The 22,785-nt window shown below is 46.4% G+C and carries 20 protein-coding genes and 1 other RNA gene; 3 read left to right on the plus strand and 18 right to left on the minus strand.

Annotated features, from left to right (window positions below; genetic code table 11):
- Nucleotides 1–20: 20 nt before the first annotated feature.
- Nucleotides 21–1,091 carry a Holliday junction branch migration DNA helicase RuvB gene (gene ruvB, locus ICN23_RS03300; RefSeq protein WP_216230898.1) on the plus strand — a complete coding sequence of 357 codons (1,071 nt, stop codon included), beginning with the start codon at nt 21–23 and terminating at the stop codon, nt 1,089–1,091.
- Here the strand turns inward: ruvB and tyrS are convergent.
- Nucleotides 1,088–2,320, minus strand: a complete 1,233-nt coding sequence (tyrS, locus tag ICN23_RS03305) for a tyrosine--tRNA ligase (RefSeq protein ID WP_216230899.1) — start codon at nt 2,318–2,320, stop codon at nt 1,088–1,090. The genes ruvB and tyrS overlap by 4 nt on opposite strands.
- Before the next feature lie 76 nt (nt 2,321–2,396).
- Here tyrS and ICN23_RS03310 point away from each other — a divergent pair, with 76 nt between their 5' ends.
- On the plus strand, nt 2,397–3,524 hold the full coding sequence (locus ICN23_RS03310; protein WP_216230900.1) for an anhydro-N-acetylmuramic acid kinase: 1,128 nt from the start codon (nt 2,397–2,399) through the stop codon (nt 3,522–3,524).
- Nucleotides 3,525–3,542: 18 nt separating this feature from the next.
- Here ICN23_RS03310 and erpA read toward each other — a convergent pair whose 3' ends face one another.
- From erpA to rplM, 4 genes are all read right to left on the minus strand, one after another.
- The gene (gene erpA / locus ICN23_RS03315) at nt 3,543–3,917 is read right to left on the minus strand and encodes an iron-sulfur cluster insertion protein ErpA (protein WP_088526457.1); all 375 of its coding nucleotides are present in this window, start codon (nt 3,915–3,917) and stop codon (nt 3,543–3,545) included.
- A gap of 68 nt (nt 3,918–3,985) precedes the next feature.
- Nucleotides 3,986–5,044: an N-acetyl-gamma-glutamyl-phosphate reductase gene (argC, locus tag ICN23_RS03320; protein WP_216230901.1), complete on the minus strand. Its 1,059-nt coding sequence runs from the start codon at nt 5,042–5,044 to the stop codon at nt 3,986–3,988.
- Between the two features lie 112 nt (nt 5,045–5,156).
- Nucleotides 5,157–5,558, minus strand: a complete 402-nt coding sequence (rpsI, locus tag ICN23_RS03325) for a 30S ribosomal protein S9 (RefSeq protein ID WP_011903720.1) — start codon at nt 5,556–5,558, stop codon at nt 5,157–5,159.
- A gap of 9 nt (nt 5,559–5,567) precedes the next feature.
- Complete coding sequence (rplM, locus tag ICN23_RS03330) at nt 5,568–5,996, minus strand: 50S ribosomal protein L13 (protein ID WP_011903721.1); 429 nt, start codon at nt 5,994–5,996, stop codon at nt 5,568–5,570.
- Nucleotides 5,997–6,417: 421 nt separating this feature from the next.
- Here rplM and ICN23_RS03335 point away from each other — a divergent pair, with 421 nt between their 5' ends.
- Entirely contained in the window at nt 6,418–6,840 is a 423-nt protein-coding gene (locus ICN23_RS03335; protein ID WP_216230902.1) for an OsmC family protein, read from the plus strand.
- On the opposite strand, the gene rnpB is transcribed toward ICN23_RS03335, so the two are convergent.
- From rnpB to ICN23_RS03400, 13 genes are all read right to left on the minus strand, one after another.
- Nucleotides 6,841–7,147: RNase P RNA component class A (gene rnpB / locus ICN23_RS03340), an RNA gene on the minus strand. It abuts the gene before it with no gap.
- 58 nt (nt 7,148–7,205) lie between these two features.
- Nucleotides 7,206–8,264 carry a dihydroorotase gene (pyrC, locus tag ICN23_RS03345; protein ID WP_216230903.1) on the minus strand — a complete coding sequence of 353 codons (1,059 nt, stop codon included), beginning with the start codon at nt 8,262–8,264 and terminating at the stop codon, nt 7,206–7,208.
- A gap of 1 nt (nt 8,265) precedes the next feature.
- Nucleotides 8,266–9,618 (minus strand): glycerate kinase, encoded by a 1,353-nt coding sequence (locus ICN23_RS03350; RefSeq protein WP_216230904.1) that lies wholly within the window; start codon nt 9,616–9,618, stop codon nt 8,266–8,268.
- Nucleotides 9,619–9,627: 9 nt separating this feature from the next.
- Entirely contained in the window at nt 9,628–11,451 is a 1,824-nt protein-coding gene (locus ICN23_RS03355; protein WP_216230905.1) for an ABC transporter ATP-binding protein/permease, read from the minus strand.
- Nucleotides 11,452–11,482: 31 nt separating this feature from the next.
- Entirely contained in the window at nt 11,483–11,926 is a 444-nt protein-coding gene (nudB, locus tag ICN23_RS03360) for a dihydroneopterin triphosphate diphosphatase (RefSeq protein ID WP_216230906.1), read from the minus strand.
- A gap of 21 nt (nt 11,927–11,947) precedes the next feature.
- Nucleotides 11,948–13,747 carry an aspartate--tRNA ligase gene (gene aspS / locus ICN23_RS03365; protein WP_216230907.1) on the minus strand — a complete coding sequence of 600 codons (1,800 nt, stop codon included), beginning with the start codon at nt 13,745–13,747 and terminating at the stop codon, nt 11,948–11,950.
- A 16-nt stretch (nt 13,748–13,763) separates the two neighbouring features.
- Nucleotides 13,764–14,417: a DUF502 domain-containing protein gene (locus ICN23_RS03370; protein ID WP_216230908.1), complete on the minus strand. Its 654-nt coding sequence runs from the start codon at nt 14,415–14,417 to the stop codon at nt 13,764–13,766.
- 50 nt (nt 14,418–14,467) lie between these two features.
- On the minus strand, nt 14,468–16,054 hold the full coding sequence (ubiB, locus tag ICN23_RS03375) for a ubiquinone biosynthesis regulatory protein kinase UbiB (protein ID WP_216230909.1): 1,587 nt from the start codon (nt 16,052–16,054) through the stop codon (nt 14,468–14,470).
- 2 nt (nt 16,055–16,056) lie between these two features.
- Nucleotides 16,057–16,677, minus strand: coding sequence for an SCP2 domain-containing protein (locus ICN23_RS03380; RefSeq protein ID WP_216230910.1), 621 nt, complete (start codon nt 16,675–16,677; stop codon nt 16,057–16,059).
- A gap of 53 nt (nt 16,678–16,730) precedes the next feature.
- Complete coding sequence (locus ICN23_RS03385) at nt 16,731–17,642, minus strand: Tim44 domain-containing protein (protein ID WP_216230911.1); 912 nt, start codon at nt 17,640–17,642, stop codon at nt 16,731–16,733.
- A 68-nt stretch (nt 17,643–17,710) separates the two neighbouring features.
- Complete coding sequence (ubiE, locus tag ICN23_RS03390; RefSeq protein ID WP_216230912.1) at nt 17,711–18,454, minus strand: bifunctional demethylmenaquinone methyltransferase/2-methoxy-6-polyprenyl-1,4-benzoquinol methylase UbiE; 744 nt, start codon at nt 18,452–18,454, stop codon at nt 17,711–17,713.
- The gene (locus ICN23_RS03395) at nt 18,454–18,852 is read right to left on the minus strand and encodes a gamma-butyrobetaine hydroxylase-like domain-containing protein (RefSeq protein ID WP_216230913.1); all 399 of its coding nucleotides are present in this window, start codon (nt 18,850–18,852) and stop codon (nt 18,454–18,456) included. The genes ubiE and ICN23_RS03395 overlap by 1 nt, the downstream gene beginning before the upstream one ends.
- Complete coding sequence (locus ICN23_RS03400; protein WP_216230914.1) at nt 18,852–22,691, minus strand: FAD/FMN-binding oxidoreductase; 3,840 nt, start codon at nt 22,689–22,691, stop codon at nt 18,852–18,854. Before ICN23_RS03400 ends, ICN23_RS03395 begins: the two co-directional genes overlap by 1 nt.
- Nucleotides 22,692–22,785: the final 94 nt, after the last annotated feature.

A 22,785-nucleotide genomic window follows, 5' to 3' on the forward strand; every position in this document is an offset into this window, starting at 1 on the left:
AACGGAACTAAACTCTAAACATGGCAATTCATACAGACGACCTAAGCTCCATCCCCGAAGATTTACCGGAAGGTAATGACCGCATTGTGAGCGGCTCAGCCGGCAATGCTGAAGCCGTCTTTGAGAGAGCGCTACGCCCAAAACAACTCGATGAGTATGTTGGTCAAACTAAAGCACGCGCCCAACTAGAGATTTTCATCAGTGCCACAAGAGCACGTCAAGAAGCTTTAGATCACGTTCTCTTGTTTGGGCCCCCTGGCCTTGGTAAAACCACCTTGGCCCACATCATTGCCAGAGAGCTTGGCGTTAACTTGCGCCAAACCAGCGGCCCCGTACTTGATAGGCCCGGTGATCTTGCTGCCCTTCTTACTAATCTAGAAGAAAACGATGTTCTCTTTATTGATGAGATTCATCGCCTCTCTCCAGTGGTGGAGGAAATTCTGTACCCAGCACTAGAAGATTACAGCCTTGACATCATGATTGGCGAAGGCCCTGCAGCACGCAGTGTGAAGATTGATCTCAAGCCATTCACATTGATTGGCGCAACTACTCGTGCCGGCATGCTGACCAATCCACTACGTGATCGCTTTGGTATTGTGGCCAGACTTGAGTTCTACACCACTGAAGAACTCACTAAAATTATTAATCGCTCAGCCAGTCTGCTCAAAGCTGACATAGATCCAGATGGCTCAATAGAAATTGCTAAGCGTGCACGTGGCACTCCGCGTATCGCAAACCGATTGCTACGTCGTGTACGTGACTACGCTGAAGTTAAAGGCACAGGCACGATTACCAAAGCTATGGCCGATGCAGCACTCAAGATGCTTGATGTTGATCCGAGCGGCTTTGACGTAATGGATAGAAAATTACTAGAAGCCATCTTGCACAAGTTTGATGGTGGCCCAGTCGGTATCGATAACCTTGCAGCGGCTATTGGCGAAGAACGCGACACGATTGAAGATGTGCTTGAGCCCTATTTAATACAGCAAGGCTACTTACAGAGAACCTCGCGTGGCCGAGTAGCCACTCGTCAGGCTTATGAGCACTTTGGACTCACGCCACCCAGTGGCAGTGCCAGCTTAGATATTTAAGCTAGCGTTACTTTTGCAAACTTCCGTTTGCCAACCTGCACCACGTAAGTTCCAGCATCAACTTTAAGTTGTTTATCAGTAATTGTTGTGCCATCAATCTTCACACCGTTTTGCTCGATATTGCGATTGGCTTCTGATGTTGATGGAGCTAAACCAGCAGCCTTCAGAAGATTAGCGATTTGCATTGGAGCGCCAGAGAGATTGACCTCTGGAATGTCATCCGGTACCCCACCTTTAGCGCGGTGATTAAAGTCTTCTAATGCTTTTTCTGCCGCAGCCTGTGAGTGAAAACGTGCAACAATTTCTTGTGCGAGCAGCACTTTGCAATCCTTTGGATTTCTACCAGCAGCAACTTCTTGCTTCATCAAGTCGATTTCAGCCATTGGGCGGAAAGAAAGCAATGTGAAGTAATCCCACATCAAATCATCTGAGATGCTCAAAAGCTTGCCAAACATTTCGCCCGCCGGCTCGCTGATGCCAATGTAATTACCTTTGGACTTACTCATCTTATCCACGCCATCTAAACCAACCAGCAGAGGCATTGTCAAAATACATTGAGGCTCTTGGCCATATTCACGCTGGAGCTCGCGCCCAACTAAGAGATTAAATTTCTGATCAGTACCACCAAGCTCTAAGTCGCTCTTCAAGGCAACAGAGTCGTAGCCTTGCATCAATGGATACAGGAACTCATGTACCGAGATAGGTACGCCACTACGGTAGCGCTTTGTAAAGTCATCGCGCTCTAACATCTGCGCAACGGTATATCTCGCTGCTAACTGAATCATGCCGCGGGCGCCTAACGGGTCACACCATTCACTGTTGTAACGCACCTCAGTTTTTGCAGGGTCAAGCACCATGCTCGCTTGACGATAGTAAGTCTCGGCATTCACCGCAATTTCTTCTGCAGTTAATGGTGGGCGAGTAGCATTACGTCCAGATGGGTCACCAATCATGCTGGTGAAGTCGCCGATCAAGAAAATAACGGTATGACCTAAATCTTGTAATTGACGCAATTTATTCAAAACAACCGTATGCCCCAGGTGAATATCAGGCGCCGTTGGATCTAAACCTAATTTGATTCTGAGCGGGGTCTTGGTAGCCTGACTACGTGCCAGTTTTTGAACCCAATCTGCCTCAACCAATAACTCATCACAGCCACGCTTTGTGACTTCAAGTGCCGCATAGACTTCGGGAGTCAAAGGATATTTTTGTTCTGGTTTGGCCGTCATGCTGATTCGGATTGCTGATTCAGTTAAATTAGTAGTTAAATTGCTAAAGCATAATTGTCGCATTCCTGAGAGCACTATGAACAAACCTCAATCCCTCTACATCGGCCTCATGTCTGGCACTAGCCTAGATGGGATAGATGCTGTGCTGGCCAAGATTGGGCCTAACGGTGAGGCATGCGCTCAAGATGCTGTAAGCACCCCCTTTAGCCCCGAGCTCCGTAAAGCCCTATTTGAACTCCAGAGCCCCGGTCCTAATGAGCTCCATCGGGAGAAACAGGCAGGCAATGCCTTGGCCTTAGCTTATGCAGAAGCAGTGGAGCAACTGCTTAAAAAAGCGAATCTACTGCCATCAGATATCACTGCGATCGGCGCGCATGGCCAGACCATTCGCCACCAACCACATCTTGGTGATATGGCTTATACCCACCAAACGCTCAATCCTGCCCTCTTGGCAGAAAAAACAGGCATCGATGTCATTGCGGATTTTAGAAGTCGTGATTTGGCTGCCGGTGGACATGGCGCACCTTTGGTCCCAGCGTTTCATGCGCAGCAATTTTCAGAAGATAAAAATTTAGCCATTCTCAATATTGGCGGTATTGCCAACCTCACGCTACTCCCTAAAAATGGGCAAGTGACTGGCTTTGATTGTGGCCCAGGCAATATGTTGATGGATGCGTGGATACAAGAGCACCAAGGTAATACATATGATGAGAATGGTAGCTGGGCATTGCAAGGAAAAGTCAACGAAGCGCTTCTCGTAAAAATGTTAGCAGATGGTTTCTTTAAAAAAGCTCCGCCCAAGAGCACTGGCAGAGACGACTTTCATCTGGATTGGTTGCAAGAAAAATTGAGTGGTGAAAATTTTCTTTGCGAGGATGTGCAGATGACCCTGCTTCATTTAACAGCGCACTCTGCCCTAGAGTCTCTAGCGTCCCATGCCCCGCAAACCCAGAAGCTGATTGTCTGCGGTGGTGGCGCCCGAAATAATGCTTTGATGAATTTACTGAAAGTTAAAGCGCAGCATTTCTTCAAACAACCCCTAGAAATTACAACGAGTGATTCTTCTGGGATTGATCCACAATTAGTTGAGGGCCTTGCTTTTGCATGGCTTGCGTGGGCACACAAAGAAAAACGGCCAGCAAATTTGCCGGCCGTTACGGGAGCGAAGGGTCCTAGAATTCTAGGTGCTTGCTATCCTGCGTAATTAAATTGCTTTCTCTCTTTAAGCAGAGAAAGAAGATCCGCAGCCACAAGTTGTTTGCGCATTTGGATTCTTAATCACAAACTGTGAGCCGTTGATGTCTTCTTTGTAGTCGATCTCAGCGCCAACCAAATATTGGAAGCTCATTGAATCTACTAACAAAGTAACGCCATTCTTTTCAAATAGCGTGTCATCTTCATTAACAGCATCATCAAATGTGAAACCATACTGAAAGCCTGAGCAACCACCACCTTGTACGAATACGCGGAGCTTTAACTCTGGATTGCCTTCTTCAGCAATCAAGTCAGCCACTTTTGCAGCAGCGCTATCTGTAAAAACCAACGGGGTTGGTGGTTCAGCTAAATCTTGTGCGGTTTGCGTAGCTAATTCGGTCATGATTCACTCCTAATTCAAAAGGGTATGTCTTATTTTAGGCTTTTAATGCCCAGTTTGCTGAAGGGTCATTACGGGGATACAGCTATCTGGGTGAGCCCCGTAGTCTCTGGCAAGCCAAACATGAGGTTTAAACACTGAACCCCCTGTCCTGAGGCCCCTTTTACTAAATTGTCCTCAACCACCAAAATGACCAAAGTATCACCACCACCTGGACGATGGATCGCAATGCGAATGCCATTGCTTCCACGTACTGAACGTGTTTCTGGATGACTGCCTGCAGGCATCACATCAACAAATGGCTCGTCTTTATAGAAAGTCTCATACAGCTTTTGGTAGTCAATATCTTTACCAGCATCAGTCAAACGCACATATAGCGTTGAATGAATACCTCTAATCATCGGCGTTAAATGCGGCACAAAGGTCAGGCCAATTTGATCGTGACCAGCAATCGCTTTTAAGCCTTGCTCGATCTCTGGAAGATGACGGTGGCCTTTTACGCTATATGCTTTGAAGTTATCGCTAGCTTCAGACAATAATGTGCCGATCTCTGCTTTACGCCCAGCGCCAGAGGTGCCCGACTTGGAATCAGAAATAATATGAGTGCCATCGATCAAGTGTTTCCCACCAGTCGATTTTGGTGACAGCAAAGGCGCGAGACCAAGCTGGACAGATGTTGGGTAGCAACCAGCCAAACCCACTACGCGTGCTTTTTTAATTGCTTCACGATTAATCTCTGGCAAACCATAAACAGCCTCAGCCAAAATTTCTGGGCAGCCATGCTCCATGCCATACCACTTAGCAAATTCTTTAACGTCCTTCAAACGAAAGTCTGCAGCAAGATCCAAAACCTTGACATTATTCGCAAGCAATTCTTTTGCTTGCGCCATGGCAACGCCATGTGGAGTTGCAAAGAACACAACATCACATTCGTTTAATTTAGCTTCGTCGGGTGTTGTGAATTTCAGATCAACACGGCCACGTAAAGATGGGAACATCTCAGCCACAGACATACCCGCTTCTGTACGAGAAGTAATTGCAGTCAGTTTTACCTCGGGATGCTGCGCTAATAAACGCAATAATTCCACTCCGGTATAACCAGTGCCACCTACGATGCCAACTTTAATCATGCCATTCTCCAAAATACCGACTGATGAATTTTATTTCTTTAATACCTAGATTGTAGAAACAAAAAGGGCCGCTTGCGCGACCCTTTCGATAAAACTTGAGCGACTGAAAGAATTAGCGCTTGCTGAACTGCTTACGACGACGCGCGCCGTGCAGACCAACTTTTTTACGCTCAACTTCACGAGCATCGCGAGTTACCAAACCTGCTTTAGACAGAGTTGGCTTCAAAGCGTTGTCGTAGTCGATCAATGCACGAGTAACGCCGTGACGAACTGCACCAGCTTGGCCAGTTTCACCGCCACCAGAAACGTTTACTTTGATATCAAAGGTCGTTAAGTGGGCTGTGAGAGCCAAAGGCTGACGAGCGATCATGCGTGATGTTTCACGAGCAAAATAAGCATCGATAGGCTTACCATTAACAATGATGTCGCCTTTGCCAGATTTAATGAATACGCGCGCAACAGAACTCTTGCGGCGACCAGTACCGTAATTCCAATTTCCGTAATTAATAGCCATTTGGTTTCCTTAAATCTCTAACGCTTTTGGCTGTTGAGCCGCATGCGGATGATTGGCGTCGCCGTAGACTTTTAATTTCTTAATCATGGCATAGCCTAGTGGGCCTTTTGGCAACATACCCTTCACAGCCTTCTCCAAAGCGCGACCTGGGAAACGGTCTTGCATCTTGTCGAAGTTAGTCGAGCTAATACCACCTGGGTATCCGCTGTGACGGTAATAAATTTTGTTCAAGCCTTTTGTGCCTGTGACACGGAGCTTAGAAGAATTGATAACGACAATAAAGTCGCCAGTATCAACGTGTGGGGTGTATTCAGGCTTGTGCTTGCCGCGTAGACGGAGTGCCACTTCACTGGCGACACGACCGAGGACTTTGTCCGTAGCGTCAATCACGAACCATTCATGCACTACCTCATGGGATTTTGCAGAAAAAGTTTTCATGATTTCTCAAATTGTTATGGTCAATAAAAAATTACTCCAACCAAACTACGTCCACCTTGGCCCTGCTTATGTTTGCAAGCTCGCAGATTCTGCAATTTAACTGGTACAACAAATTACCGCTGACCGGCTCGGTAATTCAGTAAAGCCTTGAATTGTAACCTAAAAAAAACCCAGGAACGAGTCCTGGGTTGGAATCCACCTATGTTTGGGTGGAGGAGACACTGGGAGGTAAGTCGCAGTCTTATACAAGACTGACTACCAATATGGTTATTCTACACAAGGAATATGGTGCAACGCAAGAATATTGACCAAAATCAATTTTATGATGCTTTTAAGCTATTTTTGGCAGAAAACATCATGACTTAAAAATTGGTAAACTGTTGATAATATTGATTAATTTAGTAAGTTAGGGGTCACTACGATGGATTGTCGAGTATCTTGGTTGGGTAATGGTGGCATGGCTTTTTCAGCTGAAACTGGCAGTGGCCACCTCGTCAACATGGATGGAGCCCCAGAAGCGGGTGGCAGAAACCTAGCTCCAAGGCCAATGGAGCTTCTTTTAGCTGGCGCAGGCGGCTGCTCTGCATTTGATGTGGTTTTAATCCTACAAAGGGCCCGTCAGGCCATTAGCGGCTGCGAAGTGAACCTCAAGGCAGAGCGCGCTACAGAAGACCCTAAAGTATTCACTAGGATCAATTTGCACTTTACGGTCAAAGGAAAAGAACTTGATCAGGCCAAAGTAGAACGTGCGGTCAAGCTGTCACACGAGAAGTACTGTTCAGCCACCACCATGTTGGCCAAAACTGCAGAACTGACTTATAGCGTAGAAATCGTTTCAGAATAAGTGCAGAGTCAATCGATAAGCCGGATTCTGTCGCCTAGATTTGCATCTAGGGGCAATCATTCCTCTAGGCCGGCAGTTACCTGACGGCTCAAGCTCCCTACCCGCAGACTCAGCGGGACGCCTCATCGCCTGCTTACTTGGGATTGCTCCAGGTGGAGGTTACCGCGTTTCACCGTAACTAAATACGCTCGTCTCTGTGGCCCTATTCCTCACGTCACCGTGGATGGCCGTTAGCCATCACCCTTCCCTATGGAGTCCGGACTTTCCTCCCCCTCAATAAAGAGGCGGCGATTGCCCAATTGACTCTGCGCCTGCAGTCTAACGCAGTCAGAGCAATTTAGCTAAAAAGTACTAAGTCTTGTTTTTTAAACGAGTGACCAAGCAATCGTTTCGCCAGCACGCAGTGGCACGATAGTGTCATCACCTAAAGGCAATTCAGCAGGGATGTTTTGGGCTTGCTTTGCCAAAGTAATTGTTTTGCTATTACGCGGCAAAGAATAAAAATCGGGCCCAAAGAAACTAGCGAAGCCTTCTAACTTGTCCAATTTCCCGACACCTTCAAAAGCTTCGGCATATAAACCCAACGCATTAAAGGCGCTGTAGCAACCAGCACAACCACAGGCAGCTTCTTTAGCACCCTTTGCGTGCGGCGCACTATCAGTTCCCAAGAAGAAGCGAGAGTTACCACTTGTGGCAACCTCTAAAAGCGCAACTCGATGCTCTTCACGCTTCAGAACCGGCAAGCAATAATTGTGTGGACGAATGCCGCCCGCAAAAATCGCATTGCGATTCATGAGCAAATGTTGCGGGGTAATGGTTGCTGCAATCGTATTTTTTTCGCCAGTCACTGCGTCACGAACATAATGAGCAGCTTGCTTAGTGGTGATGTGTTCAAACACAATCTTGAGATCAGGAAATTTTTTTCGTAATGGCTCTAATACTGTATCGATGAAGACCGCTTCCCGATCAAAGATATCAATGTCAGCACTGGTGACTTCACCATGCACTAGTAGTGGCATACCAACAGCCTGCATTGCCTCTAGAGCAGCGTGACAATGTTTAAGGTCACTAACACCAGCATCGCTATTGGTAGTTGCTCCCGCAGGGTATAGCTTGAATCCCACAATACCAGCAGCCTTGGCCTTACGAACCTCATCAGCAGAGGTGTTATCAGTCAGGTATAAAGTCATCAATGGTGTGAAATCGCTCGCTCCCAAAGACTTTAAATTCGATTCAATACGAGATTGATACGCTTTTGCTAAATCTACGGTAGTGACCGGCGGCTTCAAGTTGGGCATGATGATGGCGCGAGCAAATTGACGCACAGTATCCGCCAACACATCCTTCATGACTTCACCATCCCGAATATGCAAATGCCAATCATCCGGCTGAATCAATTGAATTTGTGTTGAAGTATTAGACATATTATTTATTAAGCAAGATGATGCGGAAGTCATTCACATTCGTAAGTGTAGGGCCAGTTTCCACTAAAGCGCCCAATTCTGCAAAGAAGCCATAACAATCGTGTGCCAATAGGAATTTTTCTGATTGCAGACCGGAGCTTAAGCTAGCCTGCCGAATGCTCTCATCAAACCATGCCCCTGCATTCTTTTCGCTACCATCAATGCCATCGGTATCAGCAGCCAAAGCAGCAATATTCGGCGCATCGGAACTGGCAGCAAATAGAGAGAGTAGATATTCACTACAACGACCACCACGGCCTTTGACTCCAGCTGGGATAGTCACAGTGCATTCACCGCCAGAAATCAGAGCAAGCGGTTGATCAAACCCCTTGGCTATATAGTCACGCACTAAAGCAGCCTGTGCAATACCAACTTCTTGAGCTTCGCCAGTAATCGTGTCACCCAAAATAATTGGCTCGTATCCTTGGTGGCGAACATACTCTGCAGCAGCTTCTAGACTTTTATAAGCAGTTGCAATGACATGATTCGAAACTTGACCGTCCACCAAATCAACATCTTTTAAGGTCTCAGGGATCTCTCCTGCTAAACCTCGCTTGAGATGAGCAAGAACAGATATCGGGATAGTAGGTGTATCTAAATCGTATTTTTGCAAAATATTGAGTGCATCCAAATAGGTGGAGTAATCCGCAGCACAAGGACCGCTAGCAATATCCGCAGGCGAATCACCTGTGACGTCAGAAATCAATAAAGCTTCCACTCTTGCGCCACATGCAATCGCAACTCTAGCTAAGTTACCACCCAAAATTGCAGATAGGTGTTTGCGCACCACATTCATTTCTTCAATCGGGGCGCCACTTCGCAAAAGCGCTTCTGTGGTCTTGCGCATGTCATCAATAGAAATGCCTTCTTGAGGCAAAGTCAAAAGGCTTGAGCCTCCCCCAGATACCAAAGCAATCAATACATCGCCTTGCTCCAATTGCTTTGCTAATGCCAATACTTCCTTGGCCCCATCCATGCCAGCTTGATCGGGCACTGGATGCCCGGCCTCAACAATCTTAATATGGCTTGTTGGTGAGTTGTGGCCGTAACGCGTCAGCACAACGCCTTCCAATTTCGCCTGCGGCCAATTCGCTTTTGCGTAAGACTCAAATGCGCTAGCCATAGATGCACTAGCTTTACCGGCACCCACAACTAAACAGCGCCCTTTAGGTTCTTGACCCTTTGGAAATATCTGCGCCAAATACTGCGGAACAATCACTTGTGGATCAGCAACTGCCACAGCAGCGGCAAAAGCATTTTTTAAGACTGCTTCGGTGCTTTTGGCGATTGGGGTCGAAGATTTGTTTAGAGTCATAAAGCTATTCTAATCAAGAGTGGCGCGCTCTTGCATCTGCCACATCTCAGCATATTTCCCATTTACTGCAAGCAACTCCTCGTGAGTGCCATGCTCCACAATTTGTCCATGATCCATTACCAAAATTTGATCAGCATGAATGATGGTTGAAAGGCGATGGGCAATGATGAGTGTTGTTCGGTTCTTGGCTAGGCAGAGAAGCTCCTCTTGAAAAGCACGTTCGGTTTTAGAGTCGAGCGCTGAAGTAGCTTCATCAAAAATAAGCATGGCAGGTTTCTTTAAGAGTGTTCTTGCAATAGCAACCCTTTGCTTTTCACCACCCGATAACTTAAGACCCCGCTCACCAACTTGAGTGTCATAACCCTCAGGCAAGCGCTTAATAAAGCTATCAATTTGCGCAGCCCTGGCTGCCTCCTGCACCTCTTCAATAGTTGCAGAGGGATTGCCATAGGCTATGTTGTATCCAATCGTGTCATTAAATAAGACTGTATCTTGCGGCACGATACCAATAGCTTTGCGCAAACTAGCCTGAGTGACATCCTGAATATTTTGACCATCAATCAAAATCTTTCCTGATTGAACATCATAGAAACGAAAGAGTAATCTTGCGAGAGTGCTCTTTCCGGCGCCACTTTGACCAACCACTGCTGTAATCGTCCCAGCAGGAATATTGAAGCTCACATCGCGGAGAATTTCACGCTTAGCATCATAGTGAAACGATACGTGCTCAAACCGCACGTCTGGGCCACGATCATGATTTTCAATTTGGAGTGTCTTAGCATCCGGTGAATCCGCTATCTCTTTATCAGTATTGAGCAAAGAAAACATACGATCCATGTCAGTCAATGATTGCTTAATCTCTCGATAAATCACGCCCAAGAAGTTCAGGGGGATATAGAGCTGAATCATTAAGGTATTCACCAAGACCAAATCGCCCAAAGTCATGGTGCCATTGACTACGCCAACCGTAGCGCGCCAAAGGATCAGCATTAAGCCAACTGCAATAATGATTTGCTGACCTAGATTCAATACCGCCAAAGTCTTTTGTGACTTCACCGCAGCCGATTGATAGCGCAGAAGATTTTCATCGTAACGACTGGCTTCAAAGGCCTCGTTACCAAAGTACTTCACTGTCTCAAAATTTAATAAGGAATCAATCGCCTTTTGATTGGCTTTCGAATCCATATCATTCATCGTGCGGCGGAAATGCGTGCGCCACTCAGTAACCACAACTGTGAAAACAATGTAAAGAACTAAGGCAACTAAAGTGATCGCAGCAAACCAAATATCGTAGGAATAGGCGAGGTAGCCCAAGACCAAGCAAAACTCAATGAGCGTTGGCAGAATGCTATAGAGAGAATAAGAAATCAGTGACTGTATGCCACGTGTGCCGCGCTCAATATCTCGACTGACGCCACCAGTCTGACGGGCAAGATGAAAGCTCAGCGCCAAAGAGTGCAAATGCTCAAAAACTTGAAGCGCTACTTTACGGACCGCGTTCTGGGTGACCTTAGCAAATAATGCTTCACGAAGTTCTGTAAATACGGATGCAAAAATTCGTAAAAGGCCATAAGCAACAATAATGCCTAAGGGAACGACCAGAACTGCTTGTGGTGAATTGACATTGATATTTAAAGAATCAATTAAGTCTTTCAGCACAATTGGTATACCAAGATTGGTAACCTTGGCGGCAATCAAACAGCTAAGGGCAATCAAGACCCTAAAGCGATACTCCAAAAGATAAGGGAGCAGGTCGCGAATAACGCGCCAGTCACCGCGCCCCGCTGTTTTTGAATCTGCGCTACCGTGATGATTTCCCGATGAATGTCTCATCGCTCTATCTTATTCCTTATTCGTGCGGGCTTTAGTCTGCTGAAAATAATTTGAGAATGGCCTCACCATTGCTGCGAGAGAAACATTTTTTTGCTGCGTCTGCGTAAGGCAGCCACTCATAGGCCACATGCTCTCTAGGGGCTAACTTTATTTCAGTATTTTCTGGAACCTCTAGTGAGAACCAGTGCTCAGTATTGCGAGTGACGCCAGGCGCATATCGAAAACGCCACTCCGGATAAATTTCGTATTCAATCTGATGGTGCATATTTTGTAACGCAGCTTTTGGCAAGAGATCTACGGCAACGCCCGTCTCTTCAAAAACCTCGCGGGCAGCTGCTAATGCAAGATTCTCTTCGGGCGCATCAAGACTTCCAGTAACGGATTGCCAAAATCCAACGCGATCTGCTCGCTCTATCAACAAAACATCCCTATTTGATTTGTAGATAACTACTAAAACCGAAATAGGGATTTTCAAGAGAGCACTACTTAAATTGTTTTAAGCAGTCGGCGCTGCTTGGCGCAAACGAATGTGTAACTCACGTAACTGACGCTCATCAACTGGACTAGGGGCTTGAGTTAATAAGCACTGCGCACGCTGAGTCTTAGGGAAAGCAATCACATCACGAATGGATTCTGCGCCAGTCATCATGGTCACAATACGATCCAAACCAAATGCAATACCGCCGTGTGGAGGAGCACCATACTGGAGAGCATCCAACAAGAAGCCAAACTTAGCTTGAGCTTCTTCCGCATCAATCTTCAATGCACGGAATACCTGGCTTTGAACAGCCTCTTGGTGAATACGTACAGAACCACCACCAATTTCGCTACCGTTCAACACCATGTCATAAGCCTTAGCTAAGCACTTACCTGGATCAGACTCCAAGTACTTCATATGCTCATCTTTAGGGCTGGTGAACGGATGATGGCAAGCAACCCAGCGCGCTTCACCTTCATCGTAATCAAACATTGGGAAATCCACTACCCACAATGGCTTCCAACCTTCAGTAAATAGTCCATGCGCTTTACCCCAAGCAGATTGCCCAATACGCAGACGTAAATTACCGATTGCATCGTTTACTACTTTTTCTTTATCGGCACCGAAGAAAATGATATCGCCGTCTTTTGCGCCAGTGCGCTTCAAGATGCCTTCAATCGCTGCATCGTGCAAATTCTTGACGATTGGAGATTGCAAACCGTTGCGGCCCTCAGCAACAGAATTGACCTTAATCCATGCCAAGCCTTTAGCGCCGTAGATGCTCACGAACTGGGTGTAGTCATCAATTTCACTACGGCTAATTTCAGCACCGCCAGGAACACACAAGCCCACTACGCGGCCGCCAACCTGGTTCGCTGCGCCTGAGAACACTTTGAAATCAACGTCTTTCATCAAATCCGTCATTTCAGTGAACTCAAAGTTCACACGCAAATCCGGCTTATCGGAGCCAAAACGCGCCATACCTTCTGAATAAGGCATTGTTGGGAATGGGTTCGGCAACTCGACATTCATTGTCTTCTTGAAAATATGACGAATCATGTTTTCAAACAAATCACGAATTTCTAACTCGCTCAAGAAAGCAGTTTCACAGTCGATCTGTGTAAATTCAGGCTGACGATCTGCGCGTAAGTCTTCATCACGGAAGCACTTTGTAATTTGATAGTAACGATCAAAGCCAGCCACCATTAACAACTGCTTAAACAATTGAGGAGACTGTGGCAATGCAAAGAACTGACCATCATGTACACGTGATGGAACTAAATAATCACGCGCGCCTTCTGGTGTGCTCTTAGTCAGCATTGGTGTTTCGATATCGATGAATCCTGCGTCATCCAAATAACGACGGCACTCCATCGCAACGTTGTAACGCAAACGCAAATTCTTTTGCATTTGTGGGCGACGCAAATCCAATACACGATGAGTCAATCGAGTTGTCTCAGATAAATTCTCATCATCGATCTGGAATGGTGGTGTTACAGAAGCATTCAAAATTACCAGGCTATGGCAAAGGATTTCTACTTTTCCACTTACCAAATCTACATTCTCAGTACCTGCAGGACGTGCACGTACAAGGCCTTTAATTTGAATACAGAACTCGCTACGCACTTGCTCAGCAAGCGCAAACATCTCTGGGCGGTCTGGATCGCAAACTACTTGCACAAAACCCTCGCGGTCACGCAAGTCAATAAAGATCACGCCTCCGTGGTCACGGCGACGATTCACCCAACCAGAAAGAGTGACTTCTTGACCAATAAGTGAATCGGTTACCTGGCCGCAGGTATGGCTTCGCATCGACATAACAATTTCCTATAAATCAAAAATGGTGTGGCAACTGGGTTGCAGTTAAGCCACTTGAACTATTGGGGGGAACCGAACCCATTGAAACAATATGTTTCAATGCCTCTTCCACACTCATCTCCAATTCAATCGTTTGTGCTCGAGGCACGATCATGAAAAAACCAGAGGTAGGGTTAGGGGTTGTTGGTAAAAATACGTTGACGTAATCTTCACCTAATTTTGCAGTCACTTCCTTTGCAGGAGTGCCTGTTTGAAAAGCAATCACCCACGAATCTGCATGGGGATAACGAATTAAGAGCGCCTTACTAAAAGCCTGGCCACTCCCTGAAAACAAAGTAGAGGAAACCTGTTGAACGCTTGAGTAAATAGAACGAACAATTGGAATGCGATTGATCTGCTTGTTCCACATCCGAATCCACCACTGACCAGCAAAACTAATTGCCAGTAGACCAGTGGCCATAATCACTGCGATCACAATCAAAATACCAACACCAGGCAATTCGCGGAAATGTTGCAAATCTCCGGCAAATTGACGTGGGAATACGGCAATGATGGCGTGCATGACGGAACCGAATACGCCGTCGAGCAGACCCAAGCCCCAAGCAATCACCCAGATGGTGATCGACAATGGTGCCCAAACGAGGATGCCTGCGATAAAGTATTTTTTCATGTTCTGCCTAACCCGCTATTTTAGCGGGTTAGCAGCCGATGATGGGTAGACTAATAAAAGCCTAGGCTGATGATCAAAATTCCGGCTAAAAAGCCGCCGGCAAAGAGCAAAGCGCCTGCCAGCAGGCGATGGGTGCGCCTTTCTTCAAGTAAAAGGGCCTTTAAAACCTCAATTTCGCCATTTTGGTCTTTTGCAGGAACCCGAGCCTGAGCCAAGCTATCCGCTATCAAGCGAGGCAATGTAGGCAAAATTTTGGCCCAAGTAGGCGCTTCTTCCTTCAATCCATCTAACAAACCACGCCATCCCAATTGTTTACTAACCCATTTCTCCAGAATCGGCTTGGCTGTTTTCCAAAGGTCTAGGTCTGGGTCAAGTTGGCGGGCCAACCCCTCCACATTCAAGAGCGTTTTTTGCAATAAGGTGAGTTGCGGCTGAATTTCCACTTTAAAGCGGCGTGATGTTTGGAACAAACGCATCAACACAATGCCCAAGGAAATTTCTTTTAGCGGACGATCAAAGTATGGCTCACATACAGAACGAACCGCGCCCTCTAACTCTTCAACGCGAGTATTAGCAGGAACCCAACCCGACTCAATATGCAACTCAGCAACACGTCGGTAGTCGCGATTAAAGAATGCCAAGAAGTTAAGTGCTAAATAATTTTTATCGGATTCGCTTAGAGCGCCAACAATTCCAAAATCAAGCGAAATGAAGCGGCCAAATGTTTCTGGCTCCAAGCTAATCATGATGTTGCCAGGGTGCATATCTGCATGGAAGAATCCATACTCAAATACTTGAGTAAAGAATATCTCTACGCCATCGGACGCCAGCTTTTTAAAGTCAACACCAGCCTCTTGGAGTGCTGTAGTTTTTCCAATGGAGATGCCATACATTCTCTCCATCACAATGACATTGGTATGACAAAGATCCCAATACATCTCAGGAATCATCAGCTTTTGAGAATCTGCAAACTGTCTACGTAACTGGCTCGCATTGGCCGCCTCACGCATGAGATCTAGCTCATCATGCAAATACGTATCAAACTCTGCCACATTCTCACGCGGCTTTAAACGACGACCATCTTCAGAACTTTTTTCAATGACCTTGGCAAGGTCGTACATTAAGGCTAGATCACCATTAATCACCGGCAAGATACCAGGGCGAAGTACTTTAATAGCTACCGCACGACCTTCCCACTCAGGATGTTTTTCTGTGCCACGTAATATCCCAAAGTGCACTTGCGCCACTGAGGCACTGGCAACTGGAGTTGCATCAAAACTAATAAATACTTCCTCAATCGGCTGACCTAAATCTTTCTCAATTAAGCGACGAGATTCTTCATTAGAAAAAGGTGGAACTTGATCTTGCAGCTTAGCTAACTCATTAGCAATATCTTCCGGCAAAAGATCACGACGTGTAGAAAGCACTTGACCAAACTTCACAAATATTGGGCCTAGTGCTTCTAGCGTTAATCGGATACGTTCACCTCTAGGCAAATGCGTACCGGGAGAAATCCAACAAAGCATGGTTAAGAAACCACGACGAATACCTGGCCGCAAAAGATCACGGAGTAGAGGCAATAAGCCATAGCGCCAAGCGGTAAAAAAGATGAAGTAAAGACGAGCAATGCGACGCACGATTATTTTGCCTTTTGCTCTAAGAGTTGAATGCGCTTTTCCATGCGATCTACAGATTCGCGTAATTCACTTAATTCAGATTTACGAACCATAAAGTCTCGTTTATTTAAAAGCACTTTTTTTTCTTCACTAACATACTCCACCATATTGTCCAGCAAGTCGCCGGCTGCAGAGCGGGTGGCAGAAACAAACTTTTTGCCTTGTCTAACTGCAAAGTTTGCTGGGGCATCACCCACCAAACGTGCCAAATCTTCCTCGTATTCCCAACGCAACTGCCCAGCAAGACGGCCCAATAATTGGGCTAAGTCAGCATCACCGGTAATTTTGACCGCCTTAAAAGCCTGCTCTCGCAAGGAACCAGTGCTGCCAGTTAAATCGCTCAATGCCTTCGAGGAAACCTCTAAGGTAAGCGCTGGAACATCAATCTCTTTTAAGCTAGTCAGCAATCCATCTGGCTTTATCTCAAAACACAGGTCACCCAGTGGAAGCTGCAACAAAATAGTTTTATTGGCATGGCGGGCCAACTCAGCGCTAGCCCAAGGCTCACTTCCTAAAACATGGTTTATTCCTCGGCAGGCAGCGCCAGAGGCAATCGTGTGGGTAGTTGAGAAATGTGTGTTCATAAGTGTAAAAAACCCGCACAAGTGCGGGTTTTCCGACGGCGAGTACCTAAAGCTTAAACTAACTGAGAGATGCCCGCTAGTACCCATCCGCCAGGACCCTCTACTGGCTTACTTAAATTCCAAATTTCCGAGAAGTCACTCGCTGGCGCGCCCTGTTGCTCACGAATCATGCCGCTGAACTGCACGCTACAGAAATAATGACCGTCGGCTGTCTCAATTCCCAGCAATTGGGCATTGATCGTTACGACATCTGTTTGATTGCTTGCGTCAGTGCGGCCCGCTAAATCCTGTTGAATAGTGGCAAACATTTCTGGAGTAGTAAATTCGCGCAAAGAAGCAAGATCACCTTGATCCCATGCTTTTTGCAAGGTTGCAAAATATTGTTTTGCATTCTCCAAGAATGTTTGTTGATCAAACCCAGGAGGCAAAGTTGATTGAAATGGCTCAGGCTCAACGCTAACGCCGCCAAAAGCATTTGCAGCAGGAGTAAAAGCTGGCTCCTGTCTTGGCGTCTGATCTAGACCAGTACGCTGCATTCCATTAGAGGAAAGATTAGGGCTTTGACCTGCACTAGACATTTTTGGCATGAGCTTGCGCATTACAAACATAATCGCAAAGCCTGCCAAAACAGCAATCAGCAAACCAGTGATTAAAGAAGAAGCCGCCTCACCCAAACCAAAATGTGACAAAAGGTAACCAATACCCAAACCTGCAGCTAAGCCACCCAAAATGCCACCCATGCCACCAAAACGACTAGGCGCAGGAGCTTGTGGAGCTGGGGCAGGTGCAGCAGGCTGCGCTTGCTGTGCAGGTTTTTGTACTGGCGCAGCTTGCTTTTGAATTGGCGCACTTGGGGCTCTGCCTACGCTCTTGCCGCCACCTAAACGAGCGGCATCCACATGACCCACTGTTGCGAAAATTAAAGTCAGACTTAATAGAGTTGCTTTAAAAAAATGTTTATTCATTACTTTGTACTCCCTCTTATAACCGCTAAATTTCTTTAGTTTTTAAGACTTTAAAAACTATACAACCATCAGTATTTAATACCAATATGTAGGGCAACGATACCCCCAGTCATCCTATGGGTTTCCACTTCATCAAAACCCACTCCTAACATCATTTCTTTGAGGGTTTGGGCATCTGGATGCATGCGAATGGATTCCGCCAAATAGCGATAGCTCTCTGAATCTTGAGCAATCTTCTCACCCAACCATGGCAAAACCTTAAAAGAATAGGTGTCATATACCGGCTGCAAAAAGGCATCTGGCTTAGAAAACTCCAATACCAATACACGGCCACCCGGCTTTATTACCCGATGCATTTCACCCAATGCAACTTCCTTATGCGTCATATTGCGCAAACCAAAGGCGACAGTCACCACATCAAAATGATTATTGGGAAATGGAATCTTTTCCGCATCAAACTGCACACAAGGCAAAGCCATTCCGCGATCCAGGAGTCGATCGCGACCAACTCCTAACATAGAGGCATTAATGTCGCTTAGCCAAACTTGAGCATCGGGGTTGCGACCCCAGTCAGCTGCTTTTGCAAATGCAGCAGCTAAGTCGCCAGTACCGCCAGCGATATCTAGCACTTTTTGACCAGGACGAATATTTGCCCTGGCAATCGTTATTTTTTTCCAAACACGATGTAAACCGAATGACATGAGGTCATTCATCACATCGTATTTACTAGCTACCGAATGAAATACTTCAGCGACCTTACCGGCCTTTTCGGCTTCGTCAACGCTTTGATAACCAAAATGCGTTTTACTCATTAATGACTTCCACAAGAATGGCCGCCTGCCTGACCAGCTTGCGCCATAGGCGCATCACGATCAAGACCTGCAGCAGCCAATTTACCCAAATGCTCTTTCCATAATTGCTCTTGGTTTTCGCACAAGAAATATAAAAAATCCCATGAATACAAACCTGAGTCATGCCCATCAGAAAAACTCGGCTTGAGGGCGTAGTGACCAACGGGCTCGATGTTTGCAATCAATACGTCACGCTTTCCAGTCTGCAATGTTTCTTGTCCAGGCCCATGACCTTGAACCTCAGCAGAGGGGGATAGCACTCTTAGAAACTCAAAAGGTAGTTTGTAGATCTGGCCGTTCTCGTACGAGAGCTCTAATACTTTGGACTGTTGATGCACAACAATATTACTTGGAATCATTAAACGAGCACCCTCTCAATACCGCCTTGATTAGCTTTAGTTACGTAATCCTGCATCCAATCTTTACCCAATAATTTCTGAGCCATTTCTACTACGATGTAATCCGCTGTCGTATCGCTATCCGCATCAAAACGCGTTAGGCCTTGCAAACAGGATGGGCAGCTGGTCAACACTTTAACTTCACCAGTGAAATCATCTTTACGTAAATCATTAGCGCCCTTTTCCATTTCAATCTGCTTACGGAAACGAACTTGCGTAGAAATATCGGGGCGAGTCACGGCCAAAGTTCCGGACTCACCGCAGCAACGATCATTTTTAGCAATGGCTTTGCCATCTTCTAACTGAATGAGCTCGTTTACTGTCTTCAAAGGATCTTGCAACTTCATTGGAGAGTGGCAAGGATCGTGATACATATACTTCACACCAGTAACTCCAGAGAGCTTCACGCCCTTCTCGGCCAAGAACTCATGAATATCAATAATTCGGCAGCCCGGGAAAATCTGTTCGAACTGATAGCCGGCCAACTGGTCATAACAAGTGCCACATGACACAACAACCGTCTTGATATCTAAGTAATTCAAAGTATTGGCAACGCGATGGAATAACACGCGGTTATCCGTAATCATCTTCTCGGCTTTATCAAAGTCGCCATTGCCACGTTGTGGATAACCACAACATAGGTAGCCCGGAGGTAAAACCGTTTGCACACCTACATTCCACAACATAGCCTGGGTAGCTAGACCAACTTGTGAGAACAAACGCTCAGATCCACATCCTGGGAAATAAAACACTGCCTCAGTATCTGCAGAAGTCGTTTTAGGATCGCGAATAATGGGCACGTAGTTAGCATCTTCAATATCCAATAATGCACGAGCGGTTTTCTTGGGTAAATTGCCTGGCATCTTCTTATTCACAAAGAAGATCACCTGCTCTTTAACGCTCGGCTTACCTACCGTTGCAGGAGGATGGGCTGTTTGCTGCTTGGCAAACTTACGCAAGACATCATTACCCAAGCGCTGTAACTTATAACCCCAGCCAATCATCGTCTTGCGGGCAAGATGGATGCTTTCTGGGCTAGTAGCATTGAGAAAGAACATGGATGCGGCGGTGCCTGGATTGAAGCGTTGCTGACCCATCTTGCGCAATAAATTACGCATATTCATGGTTACATCACCAAAATCAATCTTCACTGGGCAAGGCGTTAAGCACTTATGACATACCGTGCAATGTGCAGCTACATCGTCAAACATTTCCCAATGACGAATCGAAACGCCACGACGTGTCTGCTCTTCGTACAAGAAGGCCTCAATTAATAATGAGGTTGCCAGAATCTTATCGCGTGGACTGTAGAGCAGGTTTGCACGTGGCACATGTGTAGAGCACACGGGCTTGCACTTGCCGCAACGTAAACAATCTTTCACGCTATCTGCAATGGCGCCAATATCGCTTTGCTGCATGATGATTGACTCATGACCCATCAAACCAAAGCTTGGTGTGTAGGCCATGCTCAGATCAGCATGTGGCATCAATTTGCCTTTGTTAAAGCGGCCTTCTGGATCAACGCGATTCTTATAACTACGGAAGTCTTTGAGCTCGGCTTCAGTTAAATATTCCAGCTTGGTGATACCAATGCCATGCTCACCTGAAATCACACCGTCCAAAGAGCGCGCTAACTTCATGATGCGATCAACAGCGCGATGTGCATCTTGCAACATCTCGTAGTCATCAGAGTTCACGGGAATATTGGTGTGAACGTTACCGTCACCAGCATGCATATGCAATGCTACAAATACCCGCTTACGCAAAATGTTTTTATGAATGGCTTCCAACTCAGTGAGAATAGGCTCAAACGCCAGACCACCAAAGATGATGCGTAACTCTGAACGGACTTCCTCTTTCCATGAGGTACGCAAACTGTAATTTTGTAGTTGCGGAAAATACGTATCCATCTGCGTGAGCCAATCAGCCCAACGGGTACGTACCTTAGCAATTAATTCCAAAGCTTGCTGAACACGATCGCCCAAGATTTCTGCTGTTGGAATCTCATACTCAGCATCACTCTTACCAAGTGGTAAGGCGCTCTTTTTCAAGAACGCTTCAAGGCCATCGAGTACTTGCAGCTTGTTTTTAAGTGAGAGTTCAATATTGATGCGATCAATGCCATCGGTGTATTCGCCCATACGTGGCAGAGGAATTACGACGTCTTCATTAATCTTAAATGCGTTGGTGTGGCGGGCAATCGCTGCTGTACGAGCGCGATCTAGCCAAAACTTCTTACGTGCTTCTGCGCTAACGGCAACAAAGCCCTCGCCAACCCTTAAGTTGGCCATACGCACCACTTCACTCGTTGCAGCGGCAACAGCCTCTTCGTCATCGCCAGCAATGTCGCCAATCAATACCATCTTCGGCAAGCTATTGCGCTTTGATTTGGTCGAATAACCAACCGCTCTTAAATAGCGGTCATCCAAATGCTCAAGACCAGCCAGAATTGGGCCACCTTGCTTGCTTAAACCATCTAAGTAAGCTTTGATTTCTACAATACTCGGAATGGCTTCGCGGGCTTGGCCAAAGAACTCCAAGCAAACAGTGCGCATGAATTTTGGCATGCGATGTAATACCCAAGTCGCACTTGTGATCAAACCATCGCAACCTTCTTTTTGCACGCCAGGCAATCCTGATAAAAATTTATCAGTAACGTCTTTTCCTAAACCTTCTTTACGAAAACGTTTGCCCTCAACTTCTAATAATTCTTTTTTGAGAATGCGCTGACCAGGCTCACTGTTTCCATCAGACCACGTCAATTGGAAACGCACCATTGCCACATCATGAATCTTGCCCATGTTGTGATCAAGACGCTCAACATCCAACCAGTTACCTTGAGGATCAACCATGCGCCAGCTAGCGAGGTTATCTAAAGCAGTGCCCCAGAGAACTGCTTTTTTACCGCCTGCATTCATCGCGATATTGCCGCCAATACAGCTAGCATCCGCAGAGGTAGGATCAACTGCAAACACAAGACCAGCATGCTCTGCTGCGTCTGAGACACGACGGGTAACGACCCCAGCACCAGTAAAGATTGTGGATACTTCACGGTCAAGGCCAGGAAGCTTTTGCGCTTTGACGCCACCAATATCTTGTAATTTCTCAGTGTTAATTACCGCAGACATTGCATACAGTGGAATAGCGCCGCCGGTATAACCAGTGCCACCCCCACGAGGAATAATGGTCAAGCCCAATTCAACGCAAGCTTTTACTAAACCCGGAATTTCGGATTCGTAATCAGGCTTTAAGACAACTAGCGGGAACTCAACACGCCAATCGGTCGCATCAGTAACGTGAGCAGCACGCGATACGCCATCAAAACAAATATTGTCAGAAGCGGTATGACGGCCCAACTCTTTGCGAGCACGCTTACGAATGACTTCAACTTCTTTAAATCCGTTTTCAAAATTTTCAATTGCGCGATAGGCGGCAGTTAATAAAATTTCTACTTGATCAGCAGAATCACCGCTGTTGCGCTTCTTAACTTCGCCCAAGCGATGCCAGAGAGCATCAATTAATTGCTTGCGACGATTTGGACTATCGAGCAAGTCGTCTTGCAAGAATGGGTTACGCTGAACAACCCAGATATCGCCCAGAATTTCAAATAACATCCGTGCAGAACGACCGGTACGGCGAACGCCACGCAAGTCATTGAGAACGCGCCATGACTCCTCGCCCAACAAGCGAATAACAATCTCTCGATCGGAAAAGGAGGTGTAGTTGTAGGGAATTTCACGCAGACGGGGGGAACCCGCCTCAGCGTCCAACAACTGGTTCAAAGCTAGTGGGGCGTTCATAGCGACATATTTGATAAATAAGCATTTTAATAGAGCAATCCCGATACTGGCAGTATTCCGAGAAAGCTGCTCCTGAAATGGATAAACCCTTGCA

Origin of the sequence: Polynucleobacter sp. MWH-Jannik1A5, assembly GCF_018881795.1 — a bacterium.
Lineage (GTDB): Bacteria > Pseudomonadota > Gammaproteobacteria > Burkholderiales > Burkholderiaceae > Polynucleobacter.

Bases quoted from the DNA above. Each gene is read 5' to 3' on its own strand.
- ruvB (WP_216230898.1), top strand. From the start codon at position 21: ATGGCAATTCATACAGACGACCTAAGCTCCATCCCCGAAGATTTACCG.
- tyrS (WP_216230899.1), bottom strand. From the start codon at position 2,320: ATGACGGCCAAACCAGAACAAAAATATCCTTTGACTCCCGAAGTCTAT.
- ICN23_RS03310 (WP_216230900.1), top strand. From the start codon at position 2,397: ATGAACAAACCTCAATCCCTCTACATCGGCCTCATGTCTGGCACTAGC.
- erpA (WP_088526457.1), bottom strand. From the start codon at position 3,917: ATGACCGAATTAGCTACGCAAACCGCACAAGATTTAGCTGAACCACCA.
- argC (WP_216230901.1), bottom strand. From the start codon at position 5,044: ATGATTAAAGTTGGCATCGTAGGTGGCACTGGTTATACCGGAGTGGAA.
- rpsI (WP_011903720.1), bottom strand. From the start codon at position 5,558: ATGGCTATTAATTACGGAAATTGGAATTACGGTACTGGTCGCCGCAAG.
- rplM (WP_011903721.1), bottom strand. From the start codon at position 5,996: ATGAAAACTTTTTCTGCAAAATCCCATGAGGTAGTGCATGAATGGTTC.
- ICN23_RS03335 (WP_216230902.1), top strand. From the start codon at position 6,418: ATGGATTGTCGAGTATCTTGGTTGGGTAATGGTGGCATGGCTTTTTCA.
- pyrC (WP_216230903.1), bottom strand. From the start codon at position 8,264: ATGTCTAATACTTCAACACAAATTCAATTGATTCAGCCGGATGATTGG.
- ICN23_RS03350 (WP_216230904.1), bottom strand. From the start codon at position 9,618: ATGACTCTAAACAAATCTTCGACCCCAATCGCCAAAAGCACCGAAGCA.
- ICN23_RS03355 (WP_216230905.1), bottom strand. From the start codon at position 11,451: ATGAGACATTCATCGGGAAATCATCACGGTAGCGCAGATTCAAAAACA.
- aspS (WP_216230907.1), bottom strand. From the start codon at position 13,747: ATGTCGATGCGAAGCCATACCTGCGGCCAGGTAACCGATTCACTTATT.
- ICN23_RS03370 (WP_216230908.1), bottom strand. From the start codon at position 14,417: ATGAAAAAATACTTTATCGCAGGCATCCTCGTTTGGGCACCATTGTCG.
- ICN23_RS03380 (WP_216230910.1), bottom strand. From the start codon at position 16,677: ATGAACACACATTTCTCAACTACCCACACGATTGCCTCTGGCGCTGCC.
- ICN23_RS03385 (WP_216230911.1), bottom strand. From the start codon at position 17,642: ATGAATAAACATTTTTTTAAAGCAACTCTATTAAGTCTGACTTTAATT.
- ubiE (WP_216230912.1), bottom strand. From the start codon at position 18,454: ATGAGTAAAACGCATTTTGGTTATCAAAGCGTTGACGAAGCCGAAAAG.
- ICN23_RS03395 (WP_216230913.1), bottom strand. From the start codon at position 18,852: ATGATTCCAAGTAATATTGTTGTGCATCAACAGTCCAAAGTATTAGAG.
- ICN23_RS03400 (WP_216230914.1), bottom strand. From the start codon at position 22,691: ATGAACGCCCCACTAGCTTTGAACCAGTTGTTGGACGCTGAGGCGGGT.